The sequence below is a fragment of the Paracoccus sp. NFXS7 genome (assembly GCF_040148865.1).
Classification (GTDB): Bacteria; Pseudomonadota; Alphaproteobacteria; order Rhodobacterales; family Rhodobacteraceae; genus Paracoccus; species Paracoccus marcusii.
This window is the reverse complement of the sequence record NZ_JAKEKV010000024.1, coordinates 1-13,793: the sequence shown is the minus strand read 5'-3', so window position 1 is coordinate 13,793 and position 13,793 is coordinate 1. Positions and strand designations below refer to the sequence as shown.

The window sequence follows — 13,793 nt, the reverse complement described above, 5'->3', positions numbered from 1 at the left end:
ACCCCATAGCGCGATCGGATATAACGTCCCGATCGCTCTGCATTATCCCGGCGACGCAGTCAGCCCGTCGCCATGACCAAGCCGGAAAATTCCAGCATCCGGCGGTCCAAGGTTGGGGAGCAGAGCAGGTTAACCGAAAACTCCAGCTTCAAACGGTCCAGTTTTCAGGGGGCAGAGCAGTCGTTCAACTCGCCCCGGTCATATTGCGTGAGCCATAGCTGAATGAGGTTAGCGGAAAGATTGTGGCTGCGCTGCGCATCGCGCCGCCCAAGAGCACCGGTGCGGATGTCTTGGCAAAGCTGCAGCTTGAACGGCGTCGAATGCCGGCGGTAGGGACCTCGTGACGTCATGGGCCTTCTCCAATCAAGGCCTGTCCAGCGTATCAGTTTTCTAGGGGCCTGTGGTCCAGCCCATGGGGTTCACTCCAAACTCGGCTCAGTTCTGGATGGAAATCAACACGCTGTTCGCCAATCCATTAAAGCAGGCGAGAGACTGGACGATGAATGTTCGGATCTCGGCGTTCAGCTCGGCATGTGCCATGATGCGATAGCCTCAATCGGAAAGGACCAAGCCATGCCAGTCGAAGAACATCCTGCTTATCCCGAATGGCGCCACGCAATCGACGAACTCAAGAAGGCTGCAGATGCGTATGACACCTGCTGTAGGCAGAATGCCCCGAACGCAGAAGTTGTCACAGCGAGGAGTCAACTGGCCAAGGCGCAAGCCCTGTACGACAAGGCCCGTGACAAGATTGGCCTCGTTGCCGACTAGGTCGCTCCCCTGCAGGTCCCGCAGCATTGCGCGATGCCCGCGGCTGCAATTTCCGGCTCGGCCTCGGCAGCCTCGATTAGCGCACGTATCCCGGCCGCATCGGCCCCATAGTGCCGCACCACACCAATGAATTCCTCGATGTCGTACCCACGCATTGTAAAGACAGGCCGTCCGGTCCGTCGGTTGAACTTCGGCGAGCTGTACTCGTCCCTGTCCTGGGCGCAATGATAAAGCTCGTGCTCGATCAGCGCATAGACCTCTGCGTCGGAAGCCTGTAGTCACCAGTTGGCGTCGAGGGTGATAATGAAGTCAGGAACTATTCCGAACCAGTCCGTCACCTGCAGCGTGGCCTTGGCGCGGCCCTATTTGCCTATCGCCCCCTGCGGTGCGCCCGGCTCGGCCGTGCCGATCACCATGCGGCCCTTCTTGGCATTCGACACGTTGGTCCAGAGGAAGCCGATCGAGGCTGAGTGCAGATGCTCGTGATCCGGGTTCCGCAGCGGCGCGGCGGCGTCGATGAAGAAGACCGACGCCCATTCGGCTAGGTCGGCCGCGGAGCCGAAACACATGCCACGAAGCCTTCGGACTGGTGGCATTGGATGGTTAAATTGGTCCGTGGGGACCATGATACCTTCGTCGAATTACGTATCTATTCTTTGTGAAAGGTCTAGGCTGCCGAGTCCGTCGACATTTCGGCGGCTATACAGGAGCCAGAACATGGCCAAGGGCATGAACAAGCGAAAACGCGATGAGAAAAAGCCCAAGAAGGAAGCGCCGAAGGTAATCGCAGCCGCTCCGAGCACTAAGACTCCACTGGTCGGCACGGCACTGAAGGTTGCCAAATGACAAAGGCACCGCAGATCGTTTCCTCTGGCTCCATCGACGACGCCCGCGATGCGCGCGATGTTTTAGCCCTTTACGTGGTCAGTCGAGATCTAGGCATGGGGGCCACGCAGGCCGAGGCTTTTGCCATTCAGTCCATCGCAAACAGACGTAAATCGCGTCTCTGAAGCAGCGAAGGGTGCGGGCTTAGCTGTCCGCACCATTTTTGTTCCGCACGACGCATCCACTTCTCCAGTACTGTCCCATGTCGAACAGGCCTCCGCACACTCCTCAAGGCCAGTATCCGCACTTATCTCACGTTCGAGCAACACTTCCAGACAGTCACCTCTCGCCACGACCAATGCTGCCAGTGCCAACGGCCAACGCGTGAGTGTCCAACAAAGCCGTATCACCTCTGAGGGACCAGACTGATCAAAAGCCGCCTTTGCGAAAATATGCTGGAACGCGGAGGTATCACAGGAGGAAACCATGGATTCTTGCAATAGCAACTCCCTAAGCCGGAAGCTTGAGGTATTTATGGTGCTTTCTGGCCATGAGCTTTCTATTCTTGCAGCCCTGCACCAGCGCAGACGTTACTTCGTCGCAGGGCGGGATCTGGTGCAGCAAGGTCAATCGCAGCACGCCGCCTATATTCTCGCTTCAGGCTGGGTTTGCTCCTACAAGATCCAAGCAGACGGCTCGCGCCAGATCATCGACTTCCAGATACCAGGAGATTTTTTAGGTTTGCGCAGCGTGCTCCTGCGGACGTCAGATCACAGCTTCGAGCCGATCGTCGACTGCGAAGCGGCAGAGGTGTCGGCCAGTGATCTGATCGTCGCGTTCGAGCAGGCGCCTCGGCTGGCAGCTGCAGTTCTTTGGGCTGCCTCCCGCGATGAGGCTATGCTGGTAGAGCATCTCGTCGGGGTTGGTCGCCGCGCCGCAGACGCGCGTGTCGCGCATTTTCTGCTGGAGCTATGTTCCAGGCTGGCGCTGGTCGGCCTTAGGAACCGCGAGGGATTTGACTGTCCTTTGACCCAGTATCATCTGGCGGATGCGCTTGGGCTGAGCGCTGTTCACGTGAACCGGGTGCTGCGCTCTCTGCGCGAACAGAAACTTGCGACTTTCCGCGACAATCATGTCTGCTTCCACGATTATGATCAGTTAGCCAGAATGGCCGGTTTTGACGACACCTATCTCGACCAGTCTTTACCGCTATTGCGGCGGCCATAATAGCGTCGGCACCAGCTTCGCGAGCAAGTCGACCAGTAGCGCTGATCAGGAGGCTAGTGCGGCAATGGCGACGTCAGTGTGTTGATCCACTGCTCTACTCGCTGTTCTACTGTCCGGCCGTCCTGCACCTGAGACGCCGACCTGGGGCCGTTCCTGATGTCTCGGCTCACAGACGGCATAACGTCAAGCCCGCCTGCCTTAGTTGCCATTTCCGTGTCATTCTCCAATGCGGCCCGCACGTCTGCCTGTGTCGTGCGTCGCATCTCCCTTGGTCCCGATCCTGCGCTCGGACCATAGATCAGCAGGAAAGCAGCTGCCTCCCGGAATGCTGGAAAACTGAGGCCATCAAGCAGTTCTTCTTCAACCAGCAACTCGTATTGCCCGGCCGGAAACTCGTCTGGGGATCCACGAAGAACGAACGGATGCTTGAAGACGATAACCGACGTGACAGATCGCATGTACATCAAGTTCCCCTTGGAAGATGGCTCATTGGATTTTTGTAGGCAGGGTTTGAAAACACAAAGGCGACTTATGGCTTGCCAACGTCACGTGAGCAAAAGTGACGTGAGGGCTGAGCGGCCGCCGCCGTACAAGCCTCACGCGCTTAGCTCAGAACCTACACCAAACCCCTCGTCAAACGAGAGCCTTATTTTTTTAGCAGGGTTTCACCCTAAATGTGCTGATGTAGATCAGTGACGTGTCAGGAAAAAGAAAAACTAACGCCGGTAGAAAATTGATGGCTTGCACCCTATCTTACTTATGCAGGCAGGAACTTCTTGGTTGCATAATGGAGGACCCGATAATGGGTGCCGAAAAAACAACCCTCGACAATTACGTTCGCACCAATCGCTCCGCTCCGACGCGTGAACCGATGCTCGGTCAGGTGGAGAGCGGAAAGCAAGACCAGGCCAAGGAAGATGCGAAATCCAAGGGCGACATGCAATCTGAAGGTGGTTCGCAAAGACCACACGACAGTCTGCCCAAGCGATAATCATAACAGGCATAAAGAGCGGCAGTAGTTCTGCCGCTTTTCCCGCTTCTGAAGGCAATCGTTCTGTCTTGTACATCCCTCAGCACTAGCTTCTATGCGGGGACAAAACGACGTACGCGCCTTAATTCGTCCCATGCAGCCGCGATAGAATTTTAATTTTTATGCATTTCTACCAGAGGGGAAGGAAATACAATGATCGAGAGAAATACCCGTCAGCGCCAAGATGCAGAAGATGCCTTTAAAATTACCGGAACTCTCCGCAATACGCGCCACCGGGTATTCGAAGAGATCGATGCAAGCAAAGTCGTCGCAGAAGAAAAGACCTCTAGATTGCGTGAGGCACGCTTGATTAAAGAAGCATGGGTAAAAAATGAAATGATCGGTAAGCCAGAGCGCAAGCGCATCCGGAAGCTTTGATCCCGTTGGTGTGGATGCCTCGTTCTCTATCGTCCTAAATATTACTTTCGATCAATTTACTTTTTTGACCAGCGCCAAAACCTGCGCATGTCCTGATGCATCTACGAAGTTGACTCTCGATCGGCAGCTGAGCTGGCGTTGATACCGGCCAGTGCCACTAACGCCAGTACCATCCAACCGCTCATCTTGCTCCTCCCGGTCTTTCAGGCTGGTTCTCAAGGAATGTTTTCGCACATGTTCGATCAAGCTGTCAGTCCCGGGCCGCTGTGGTCCGATGCTACTCCCATCAGGTCGGAATTGTTCAGCCTCGAGCGGCTGGAACAGCATGCCATGACGCTTGCGGCGCGTCAGACCGTTATTGCGTCTCCGCCAAAGGTCTCGTCGCTCCACAAGCGCCTGGCGGACAACGCGCGAGCGCTGCGTCAGGCATATCACGACAACGCAGACGATGCCGCGAGCGGGCGACCGACGGTCCCCGCAGCGGACTGGCTTTTGGACAACTATCATCTGGTCGAAGCGCAGATCCGCGAGATCCGCGTTGACCTGCCGCCCGGCTACTACCGGCTGTTGCCGAAACTGCAGTCGGGGCCATTTGCAGGCTACCCCCGCGTCTTCGGGATTGCTTGGGCTTTTGTTGCGCATACGGACAGCCACTTCGATGCCGAGACACTGCGCCGCTTCCTAATCGCCTATCAAACGGTCCAGCCCTTGACGATCGGCGAATTATGGGCCGTTGCCATCACCTTGCGCATCGTTCTGGTCGAGAACCTACGCCGTCTGACCGACCAGATGGCCCTGGGCCGGCAGGACCGCAGCCGTGCGGATCAACTGGCCGACCGCATCCTGGCGCCGGGAGGTGGGCATCCCGACCTGCTGTCCGGTGCAATTGCTAACCCAATGTCGGAATTGTTCGCGGCTCAGTTGGCCGGACGGCTGAGACTGCTGGATCCTGACGTGACCCCCGCAGTGGGCTGGCTCTCGGAGCGATTGGCGACACAGGGTGCCTCAGTCGACAGCGTTGTGCGCCATGCGCAGGAACGGCTAGGCGCGTCGAACGTGACGCTGCGCAACATTATCACCGCCTTTCGAGGCTTGTCCGCCACCGACTGGAGCACGCTGTTCGAGGATGTCAGCCTCGTCGAGGCGCATCTGCGCCGCCATCCCGGCCATGCCCGCATGGATTTCGCCAGCCGCAACCTCTACCGCAGTGCAGTTGAGGAGCTGTCGCGCGGTAGTGGCCGGAGCGAGACGCAGCTTGCCGACATGGCGGTGACCCTGGCGGCCGACAGCACGCGCGATACCCCGGCCGCCGATCCCGGCTGGCACCTGATCGACGCGGGCCGCCCGGCGCTGGAACGGGCGGTGGGCTTTCGCCCGCCGCCTCGGCTGTGGCTGCGAAGGCTGGGTATATCCGCGGGCCTGTCGGGCTATCTGGGGCTGGTCGCGGGTACCACCGTCATACTGACCGCGCTGGCCGCATGGCTGACCGGATCAGGCTGGCCTTGGCTGATCGCGATGATCATACCTCTTTCTGCGCTGTCGATAGCGATGGTTGATCTGATGGTCGCGCGGTCTGTGGGGGCCGCGTTGCTGCCGGGCCTGGACCTGCGCGAGGGTGTCCCGCCCGCGATGCGCACGCTGGTCGTCGTGCCGGTGATCATGACGAACGCCCAAGCTCTGCAGAGCCAGTTCGACAATCTCGAGATCCACCACCTGTCCGGGACTGGCGGCGATCTGACCTTTGCGCTGCTGACGGACGGGGCGGACGCGCCGCAGCAGGACATGCCGGGCGACGCAGATCTGCTGGCACTGGCGGCGCGGCGGGTCGCGGCGCTAAACGCTGCCCATGCCCCCGGTCCCGCCGGTCCGCGCTTTCTGCACCTGCACCGCGACCGCCGGTGGGCCCCGGCCGAAGGCGTCTGGATGGGCTGGGAACGCAAGCGCGGCAAGCTGGCCGAGCTGAACCGCCTGCTGCGTGGTGCATTCGATACCAGCTATCGCCGCTCCGACACGCTGCCGCAGGACGTTCGCTTTGTCATCACGCTGGACGCCGATACGCGGTTGCCGCGCGACGCGGCGGCACGTCTGATCGGCAAGATGGCGCATCCGCTGAACCGCGCACGCCTGGACGCGGAACGCGGGATTGTGGTAGCCGGCTACGGCATCCTGCAGCCGCGGGTGACGCCCGCGCTTGGGTCGGGCATGACGCCCTATCTGGCCGCGACGTCGGGGCCGGGCGGGATGGACCCCTATGCCTCGGCCGCGTCCGACGTGTTCCAGGACCTGTTTGGACAGGGATCCTTCACGGGCAAGGGCATCTATGACGTCGACGCGTTCGAGGCCGCGATGGCGGGCCGCATCGCGCCGGGCAGTGTGCTAAGCCACGACCTGCTGGAGGGGGTGTTCGCCCGCGCGGGCCTGGCCTCGGACATCGAGGTGGTCGAGGCGTTCCCCGCCCGCCACGATCTGGCCGCCGCCCGCCAGCACCGCTGGACCCGCGGCGACTGGCAGTTGGCGGGGCGCGTGACCGACGCGGCCACGCCCATGCTGGGACGCATCAAGATCGCCGATACCCTGCGCCGGTCGCTGCTGGCGCCCTTCACGCTGGCCGCGCTGTTGGCGGGCTGGCTGTCGCCGCAGCCGGTCGCGGCGACGGCGCTGCTGCTGGTCGCGCTGGCCCTGTCCGCGATACTGCCCATGCTGCTGGGCATGATGCCGCGCGGCCCATCGCCCGATATGCGCAGCCACCTGCGCCAATCGGCGGGCGATGCGCGCGCGGCGCTGGCGCAGCTGGCGCTGACGCTGGCCATGCTGCCCGACACCGCGTGGCGCATGGGCGACGCGATCCTGCGCACCGCATGGCGCATGCGCGTGTCGCGCCGCCACCTGCTGGAATGGACCACCGCCGCGCAAGATCAGGTCGGGCCGCGCCCGGACCTTGCCGCGCTGGCGCGCCGTATGGCGGGCGGTCTGGCGCTGACCGTGATAGTCGTGGCGATTGTCGCGGCGATTGCCCCGGCCGGGATGCCGCTGGTCCTGCCCTTTGCCCTGCTGTGGCTGGCCGCACCCCTGATCGCGCAGCGTAGCGGGCGGGTGCAGCCCCCCGATGCGCGGCCCCTGTCGCCCGAATCCGCGCGGGCCCTGCGCCTGACCGCGCGTCGGACCTGGCATTTCTTTCAGACCTTCGTGACGGCCGAACACCGTCACCTGCCGCCCGACAACCATCAGGAAACGCCGGTGCCGCTGACGGCGGCCCGCACCTCTCCCACGAATATCGGCCTCTATCTGCTGTCCTGCGTCGCCGCGCGGGATTTCGGCTGGATCGGCCTACCCGAGACGGTGTCCCGCCTGCAACAGACGCTGGAATCGGTCGCAGCGCTGGAAAAGCTGAATGGCCACCTGTTCAACTGGTACGATACGACCGATGGCACGGTGCTGGCCCCGCGCTATGTCTCGACCGTGGACAGCGGCAATCTGGCCGGGCATCTGATCGCGCTGGCGCAAGCCTGCCAGGACTGGGCCGACGCGCCGGACCAGGACGTCCGCCCCGGCCTGCTGGACACGCTGGACCTTGCCCGCCCGGATGGCGACCCCGAGCTGATGGACCGGATCGCGGTCGCCATCACCGCGCCGCAGCCCGAATGGGCCGCGATCGCGCGCCTGACCCGCGGGGCCGGCACGGATTGCCCGTGGCTGGCATCGCTGCACCATCAGGCGGCGGCGCATCTGGCCGATCCCGACCTCGACCTGTCGGACGCCCTGCGCGCATTGGCCGTTCAGGCGCATGACATGGCCTGGGCCATGCAGTTCGGCTTTCTGCTGGACCCCGACCGCAAGCTGCTGTCGATCGGCTTTGCCCAGTCCGAGAACACCCGCGACCGCAGCTGCTATGACCTGCTGGCGTCCGAGGCGCGGCTGGCCAGCCTGTTCGCCATCGCCAAGGGCGACATTCCCGCAACCCACTGGTTCCGGCTTGGCCGCCCGGCCGTCCCGATGGCGGGCGGTGCGGCTCTGCGGTCGTGGTCGGGGTCGATGTTCGAATACCTGATGCCGATCCTGGTCATGGACGAACCGCCGGGCAGCCTGCTGGATCAGTCGAACCGCCAGTCGGTCGTGGCCCAGCAACGCTATGGCCGCCGCCGCGGAGTGCCGTGGGGATTGTCGGAATCCGGTTTCAACGCGCGCGACCTGCAGATGAATTACCAGTATTCCAGCTTTGGCGTGCCCGATCTTGGCCTCAAGCGGGGGCTGGAGGCAGATCTGGTCGTGTCGCCCTATGCCAGCGCGCTGGCCGCGATGGTCGATCCGCAGGCGGCGGCAGACAACCTGGCGCAACTGGCCGATTTGGGCGCGGTGGGGCCCTTCGGCTTTTACGAGGCGCTGGATTTCACGCCCCTGCGCCGCCCCACCGGGCAGGCTGTGGCGCTGGTGCGCAGCCACATGGCGCATCACCAGGGCATGACCATCGTCTCCATCGCCAACGTGCTGCAGGACGGGCGCATGCGCGCGCGGTTCCACGCCGAACCCGCGATCCGCGCGGCCGAACTGCTGCTCCAGGAACGCATCCCGCGCAACATTCCCGCCGCGATCCCCCGCTCGGACGCCAGCGCCCCCCGCCCGGCCTCAACCGAGGACATGCAGCGCATGGCCGTGATCGAGGGGGCGCCCCACGGGCCGCCGGTCGCGCATATCCTGTCCAATGGCCGCTATGGCGTGACCCTGACCGCCACGGGTGGCGGCACCAGCCGGTGGGGGCCGCTGGCGGTCACGCGGGCCGGGGCCGATCCCGCCTGCGACGAGGGCGGGAGCCGTTTCTGGATGCGCGATCTGCGCACGCAGGCCCTGACCCGGATCGGCGGCGCGGACCCCACCGATCACGCCCGCGTCGAGCTGTTCGAGGATCGCGTGCTGTTCCAGCGCCGGGACGGCCCCCTGTCCACCGCGCTGGAGGTGCTGGTGTCGGGCGAGGACGACGCAGAGGTGCGGATGCTGACGCTGACCTCGACCGCCCGCGTGCCGGTGTCGCTGGAGCTGACCTCCTATGCCGAGCTGGTCCTGACCACGCCGCAAGCCGAGGCCGCGCATCCCGCCTTTGCCAAGATGTTCGTGCAGACCGAATACCTGGCCGAATACGGCGCGCTGATCGCCACCCGCCGCCCGCGCAGCCCGGACGAGCCACGCATCTGGGCCGCCCATTTCGCGGTGGTCGAGGCCACCCAGTCCGCGCCCATGCAGTTCGAGACCGACCGCGCCGCCTTTCTGGGCCGCGACAACGATCTGCGCCACGCGGCGGCCCTGGCACCTGGGGCCACGCTGCAGGGCGGGGTCGGCACCGTGCTGGACGCGGCCTTCGCGCTGCGCCATCGCATCACCATCGCGCCGGGCGGGGCGGCGCGGCTGGCCTTCTGGACGGTGGTGGCCGACACGCGGGCGGGCCTGATCGACCTGATCGACAGGCATCATGACCGTAACGCGGTCGACCGCGCGCGGACCCTGGCCTGGACCCAGGCCCAGGTGCAACTGCGCCATCTGGGGATCACCACAGCCCAGGCCGCGGCGTTCCAGGCGATGACCGCGCCGATCCTGTGGCCGGACGGCCGGTTCCGCGCCCCGGCGGGAACCGGGGCGCCAGGCAAGCAGTCCGTGCTGTGGTCGCAGGGCGTCTCCGGCGATCTGCCCATCGTGCTGATGCGCATCGCGGATCAGGCCGACATGGCGCAGGTCGAACAGGTCCTGCTGGCGCAGGAATACTGGCGCATGAAGGGCCTGGCCGTGGACGTGGTGATCCTGAACGAACACCCGGCGTCCTATGTCCAAGGCCTGCAATCGGCCATCGAGGCCGCGCTGCGCGGTGCCCGTCCGCGGGCACAGGCCGATGCGCCGGGCGGTCAGGTCCATGCCCTTCGCCGCGACCTGCTGCCGCCCGAGGTCACCGCGCTGCTGCTCTCCACCGCACGCGTTGTGCTGATCGCGCGCAACGGGCCACTGGCCAATCAGGTGGCCGCGATGGCTGCACCGCCCGCCAAGGCCGCCCGCATGCCCCGCGTGCCGCACGGCGCGCCACCCCGGACCGACGCCGCGACCGGCCTGGCCGAGACGCTGGAGTTCTTCAACGGCACCGGCGGCTTTGCCCGCAACGGGCGCGAATACGTTGTGATTCTGGACCAGGGCCGGACTACCCCCGCGCCCTGGATCAACGTGATCGCCAATGACGGCTTCGGCTTTCACGTCTCGGCCACCGGCGCGGGCTGCACCTGGGCCGAAAACAGCCGCGAAAACCGCCTGACCCCCTGGTCCAACGACCCGGTCACGGACCGCGCAACCGAGGCCTTCCTGATCCGCGACGACGACACGGGCGCGGTCTTTTCGCCCACAGCCCGCCCGCTGGCGGGGCCCGGACGGCACGTGGCCCGCCACGGCATGGGCTATAGCCGGTTCGACCATCACGCAGGCGGTCTGGCGCTGGAGCTGCTGCAGTTCGTGCCGCTGGAGGGTGCCGTACGGATCTCGACCCTGCGGATCCGCAACCTGGGCACGCAGCCGAAGCGCCTGACCGTGATCGCCTGCACGCAGCCGGTGATGGGTGTCACCCGCGCCGGGTCGGCGCCGCATCTGGTCAGCGAACGCGATGCCGACACCGGGGCCCTGCTAGTCCGCAACCCGTGGAACGTGGCCTTTCCCGACCGGGTGATGTTCGCCGACCTGATGGGCGCGCAGACCGCCGTCAGCGGCGACCGGGCCGAGGTTCTGGGACCGGACGGTGCGCTGTCCGCCCCGACCGCCCGCCTGTCGGGGCGCGCAGGCGCGGGCCTTGACCCCTGCCTGTCGCTGGAAACGCCGGTGCTGCTGGCGCCGGGCGCCACGGTGCAGGTCGGGCATCTGCTGGGACAGGCGCCCACGACCCCCGGTGCACAGGCGCTAATCGCCCGCATGCGCGACGCGGACCCCATAGACCTGTTGGCGCAGGTCGAGGCGCATTGGCAGTCGGTCACCGGCACCATCCAGGTGTCGACCCCGGACCGGGCCATGGACATCATGGTGAACGGCTGGCTGCCCTATCAGACGCTGGCCTGCCGCATCCAGGCCCGCGCGGCATTCTATCAGGCCAGCGGCGCATACGGCTTTCGCGATCAGTTGCAGGACGGCATGGCGATGACGCTGGCCCAGCCTGCACGGGTGCGCGCGCATCTGCTGCACGCAGCATCCAGGCAGTTTCCGCAAGGCGATGTGCAACACTGGTGGCTGCCCCATTCGGGTCAGGGGGTACGCACCCGCATTTCGGACGATTGCGTCTGGCTGGCGCATGCGGTGGCGGATTACGTGGCGGTGACCGGCGATCTGGACGTGTTGGACCAAGACCTGCCTTATCTGGACGGACCCGCCGTAGCGGCGGGTCAGCACGATGCGTTCTTCCTGCCCGACCTGTCCGCACAGCGCGGCACGCTGTGGGATCACGCCGCCTTGGGGCTGTCCCGCGCCATCGCGCAGACCGGAGCCTTGGGCCTGCCGCTGATCGGCACGGGCGACTGGAACGACGGCATGAACCGCGTCGGCGAGGCCGGACAGGGAGAGAGCGTCTGGCTGGGCTGGCTGCTGCTGGACGCGCTGCGCCGCATGGCGCGGCTGGCCGATGCCCGCGACCCCGAGATCGCGGCCGAATGGCGCGACCATGCGGACCGGCTTGCCGCGGCGCTGGAGACGCATGGCTGGGACGGCGACTGGTACCGGCGCGCGACCTTCGACGATGGCAGCTGGCTGGGATCGGCGGCCTCTCCGGCCTGCCGGATCGATTCCATCGCGCAAAGCTGGGCCGTGCTGTCCGGCGGCGCCGACCCCACCCGCGCCGCCCGCGCCGCCCGCGCCATGGGGTCGCTGGAGACGCAGCTGGTCGTCCCCGATCCGGGGCTGGTCCTGCTGTTCACGCCGCCCTTTGACGGGGCGGCGACGGGCAATGACCCCGGCTATATCGCGGGCTATCCGCCGGGCCTGCGCGAGAATGGCGGTCAGTACAGCCATGCTGCCATGTGGGCGATCATGGCGCATGCCCGGATGGGCAATGGCACGGCGGCCGCGCGGCTGCTGGCGATGGTGAACCCGATCAACCATGCGCTGACCCCGCAGGACGCCGGACGCTATCGGGTCGAACCCTATGTCGTGGCGGCCGACGTCTATTCCGTCGCGCCCCATGTCGGGCGGGGCGGCTGGACTTGGTATACCGGTTCCGCCGCCTGGATGTACCGGGCCGCGACCGAGGGCATCCTGGGCATCCGGCGCCGCGGCGGCCATTTGGTGATCGCCCCCTGCCTGCCGCAGGACTGGCCTGGCATCACCGCGCGCCTGCAGGTCGATGGGACGACGATCACGGTCGACGTCACGCGAGGCGGCGATGCCGATCGCTGTCCCTGCGCCTTTGTCCCGCTGGACGGGGGGTGTCACGCCATCACCCTGATCCTGTCGTGAGGTTCAACCGCCTGATCTGGATCAAGGCGCACCCTGCCCCGGCGGGCGATGATCCGGGCCAGACAGACCGCACCGGAACGACCCCCATGCACGCCGCCCAGCCCCTTGCCGCCCCACGGCACGCATGACCCGCGTGGCCCCGACGCTGACCGTCGATCCGCAGGGCCCGCGCCTGGTCCTGTCGGGCGATCTTGTCGTCTGGACCCTGGGCCAGCTGCCCCCACAGGACGCGACCGGGATCGACCTGGCCGCCCTCGCCCGCCTGGACACCGCCGGCGCGTGGGAGCTGGCGCGACGACGCGCGGCGGGGACGGCCCTGACCGGCCTGTCCGCGCGGCATGCCGACCTGTTGGCTGCTGTGACGGCGGCGCTTCCCGTGGCCGACCCTCCGCCGCCCGCCCTGCCCCCCTGGCGGCGCATGCTGCAGGCGACGGGACAGCGGGTCACGGGCGCGGGCCTGTCCCTGGTCCAGCTGGCCGAATATCTGGGTCGCACCCTGTCCGCGCTGGCGCGCGCATTGCGCCATCCGACGCGGTTTCCGCTGACGGCTCTGGTCCATCACGCGCAGGAAACCGGCCTGCGCGCGGTGCCCATCGTCACGGTCATGTCCTTCCTGATCGGGGTGGTGCTGGCCTTTCAGGGGTCCGACCAGCTGCGCCAGTTCGGGGCCGAGGTCTTTGTGGTGGACCTGATCGCGATCTCTATCCTGCGGGAACTGGGCATCCTGCTGACCGCGATTGTGGTCGCGGGGCGCACGGCCTCGGCGCTGACGGCGTCCATCGGTTCGATGAAGATGCGCCAGGAGATCGACGCCATGCGCACCCTGGGGCTGGACCCCGACACGGTGCTGATCCTGCCGCGCATCCTGGCGCTGGTCATGGTGCTGCCGATCCTGGGGCTGATCTCTGCGGTCGCGGGGCTGCTGGGCGGCGCGATGATGTCCTGGGTCGAGCTGGGCATATCCCCGGCTGTGTTCCTAGGGTCAGGACCCATTGATCCTGCGCGTTCGGCATGATTCAGGCTCCTCAAGGAGACCTGATCGATGAGCAACCTTTTCTGGCTGACCGACGCGCAGATGGCGCGGCTCCAGCCCTTCTTCCCC

The 13,793-nt window shown here is 65.5% G+C and carries 9 protein-coding genes and 1 pseudogene; 8 read left to right on the top strand and 2 right to left on the bottom strand.

The window, feature by feature from the left end:
- Positions 1 to 573 precede the first annotated feature (573 nt).
- Positions 574 to 771, top strand: coding sequence for a hypothetical protein (locus LZ686_RS18630; RefSeq protein ID WP_349548750.1), 198 nt, complete (start codon positions 574 to 576; stop codon positions 769 to 771).
- Here the strand turns inward: LZ686_RS18630 and LZ686_RS18895 are convergent.
- Positions 768 to 1,034: pseudogene (locus LZ686_RS18895) on the bottom strand (putative metallopeptidase); the annotation flags it as partial. The gene LZ686_RS18630 and the pseudogene LZ686_RS18895 overlap by 4 nt on opposite strands.
- 99 nt (positions 1,035 to 1,133) lie before the next feature.
- On the bottom strand, positions 1,134 to 1,340 hold the full coding sequence (locus tag LZ686_RS18625) for a putative metallopeptidase (protein WP_349548749.1): 207 nt from the start codon (positions 1,338 to 1,340) through the stop codon (positions 1,134 to 1,136).
- Between the two features lie 148 nt (positions 1,341 to 1,488).
- Here LZ686_RS18625 and LZ686_RS18620 point away from each other — a divergent pair, with 148 nt between their 5' ends.
- The 7 genes from LZ686_RS18620 (at position 1,489) to LZ686_RS18590 (ending at position 13,706) form a co-directional block, all read left to right on the top strand.
- Positions 1,489 to 1,617, top strand: coding sequence for a hypothetical protein (locus LZ686_RS18620; RefSeq protein ID WP_295169776.1), 129 nt, complete (start codon positions 1,489 to 1,491; stop codon positions 1,615 to 1,617).
- Complete coding sequence (locus LZ686_RS18615) at positions 1,614 to 1,781, top strand: hypothetical protein (protein WP_349548748.1); 168 nt, start codon at positions 1,614 to 1,616, stop codon at positions 1,779 to 1,781. Before LZ686_RS18620 ends, LZ686_RS18615 begins: the two co-directional genes overlap by 4 nt.
- A 301-nt stretch (positions 1,782 to 2,082) precedes the next feature.
- Positions 2,083 to 2,823: a Crp/Fnr family transcriptional regulator gene (locus LZ686_RS18610; protein ID WP_349548747.1), complete on the top strand. Its 741-nt coding sequence runs from the start codon at positions 2,083 to 2,085 to the stop codon at positions 2,821 to 2,823.
- Between the two features lie 802 nt (positions 2,824 to 3,625).
- Positions 3,626 to 3,814 carry a hypothetical protein gene (locus LZ686_RS18605; protein WP_295169784.1) on the top strand — a complete coding sequence of 63 codons (189 nt, stop codon included), beginning with the start codon at positions 3,626 to 3,628 and terminating at the stop codon, positions 3,812 to 3,814.
- A 192-nt stretch (positions 3,815 to 4,006) separates the two neighbouring features.
- Positions 4,007 to 4,231 carry a hypothetical protein gene (locus LZ686_RS18600; RefSeq protein ID WP_349548746.1) on the top strand — a complete coding sequence of 75 codons (225 nt, stop codon included), beginning with the start codon at positions 4,007 to 4,009 and terminating at the stop codon, positions 4,229 to 4,231.
- A gap of 492 nt (positions 4,232 to 4,723) precedes the next feature.
- Complete coding sequence (locus LZ686_RS18595; RefSeq protein ID WP_349548745.1) at positions 4,724 to 12,691, top strand: glycoside hydrolase family 94 protein; 7,968 nt, start codon at positions 4,724 to 4,726, stop codon at positions 12,689 to 12,691.
- Positions 12,692 to 12,815: 124 nt separating this feature from the next.
- Positions 12,816 to 13,706 (top strand): MlaE family ABC transporter permease, encoded by an 891-nt coding sequence (locus LZ686_RS18590; protein ID WP_349548744.1) that lies wholly within the window; start codon positions 12,816 to 12,818, stop codon positions 13,704 to 13,706.
- The last annotated feature ends 87 nt before the right edge of the window (positions 13,707 to 13,793 follow it).

Bases quoted from the DNA above. Each gene is read 5' to 3' on its own strand.
- LZ686_RS18600 (WP_349548746.1), top strand. From the start codon at position 4,007: ATGATCGAGAGAAATACCCGTCAGCGCCAAGATGCAGAAGATGCCTTT.
- LZ686_RS18625 (WP_349548749.1), bottom strand. From the start codon at position 1,340: ATGTGTTTCGGCTCCGCGGCCGACCTAGCCGAATGGGCGTCGGTCTTC.
- LZ686_RS18605 (WP_295169784.1), top strand. From the start codon at position 3,626: ATGGGTGCCGAAAAAACAACCCTCGACAATTACGTTCGCACCAATCGC.
- LZ686_RS18630 (WP_349548750.1), top strand. From the start codon at position 574: ATGCCAGTCGAAGAACATCCTGCTTATCCCGAATGGCGCCACGCAATC.
- LZ686_RS18590 (WP_349548744.1), top strand. From the start codon at position 12,816: ATGACCCGCGTGGCCCCGACGCTGACCGTCGATCCGCAGGGCCCGCGC.
- LZ686_RS18615 (WP_349548748.1), top strand. From the start codon at position 1,614: ATGACAAAGGCACCGCAGATCGTTTCCTCTGGCTCCATCGACGACGCC.
- LZ686_RS18620 (WP_295169776.1), top strand. From the start codon at position 1,489: ATGGCCAAGGGCATGAACAAGCGAAAACGCGATGAGAAAAAGCCCAAG.
- LZ686_RS18610 (WP_349548747.1), top strand. From the start codon at position 2,083: ATGGATTCTTGCAATAGCAACTCCCTAAGCCGGAAGCTTGAGGTATTT.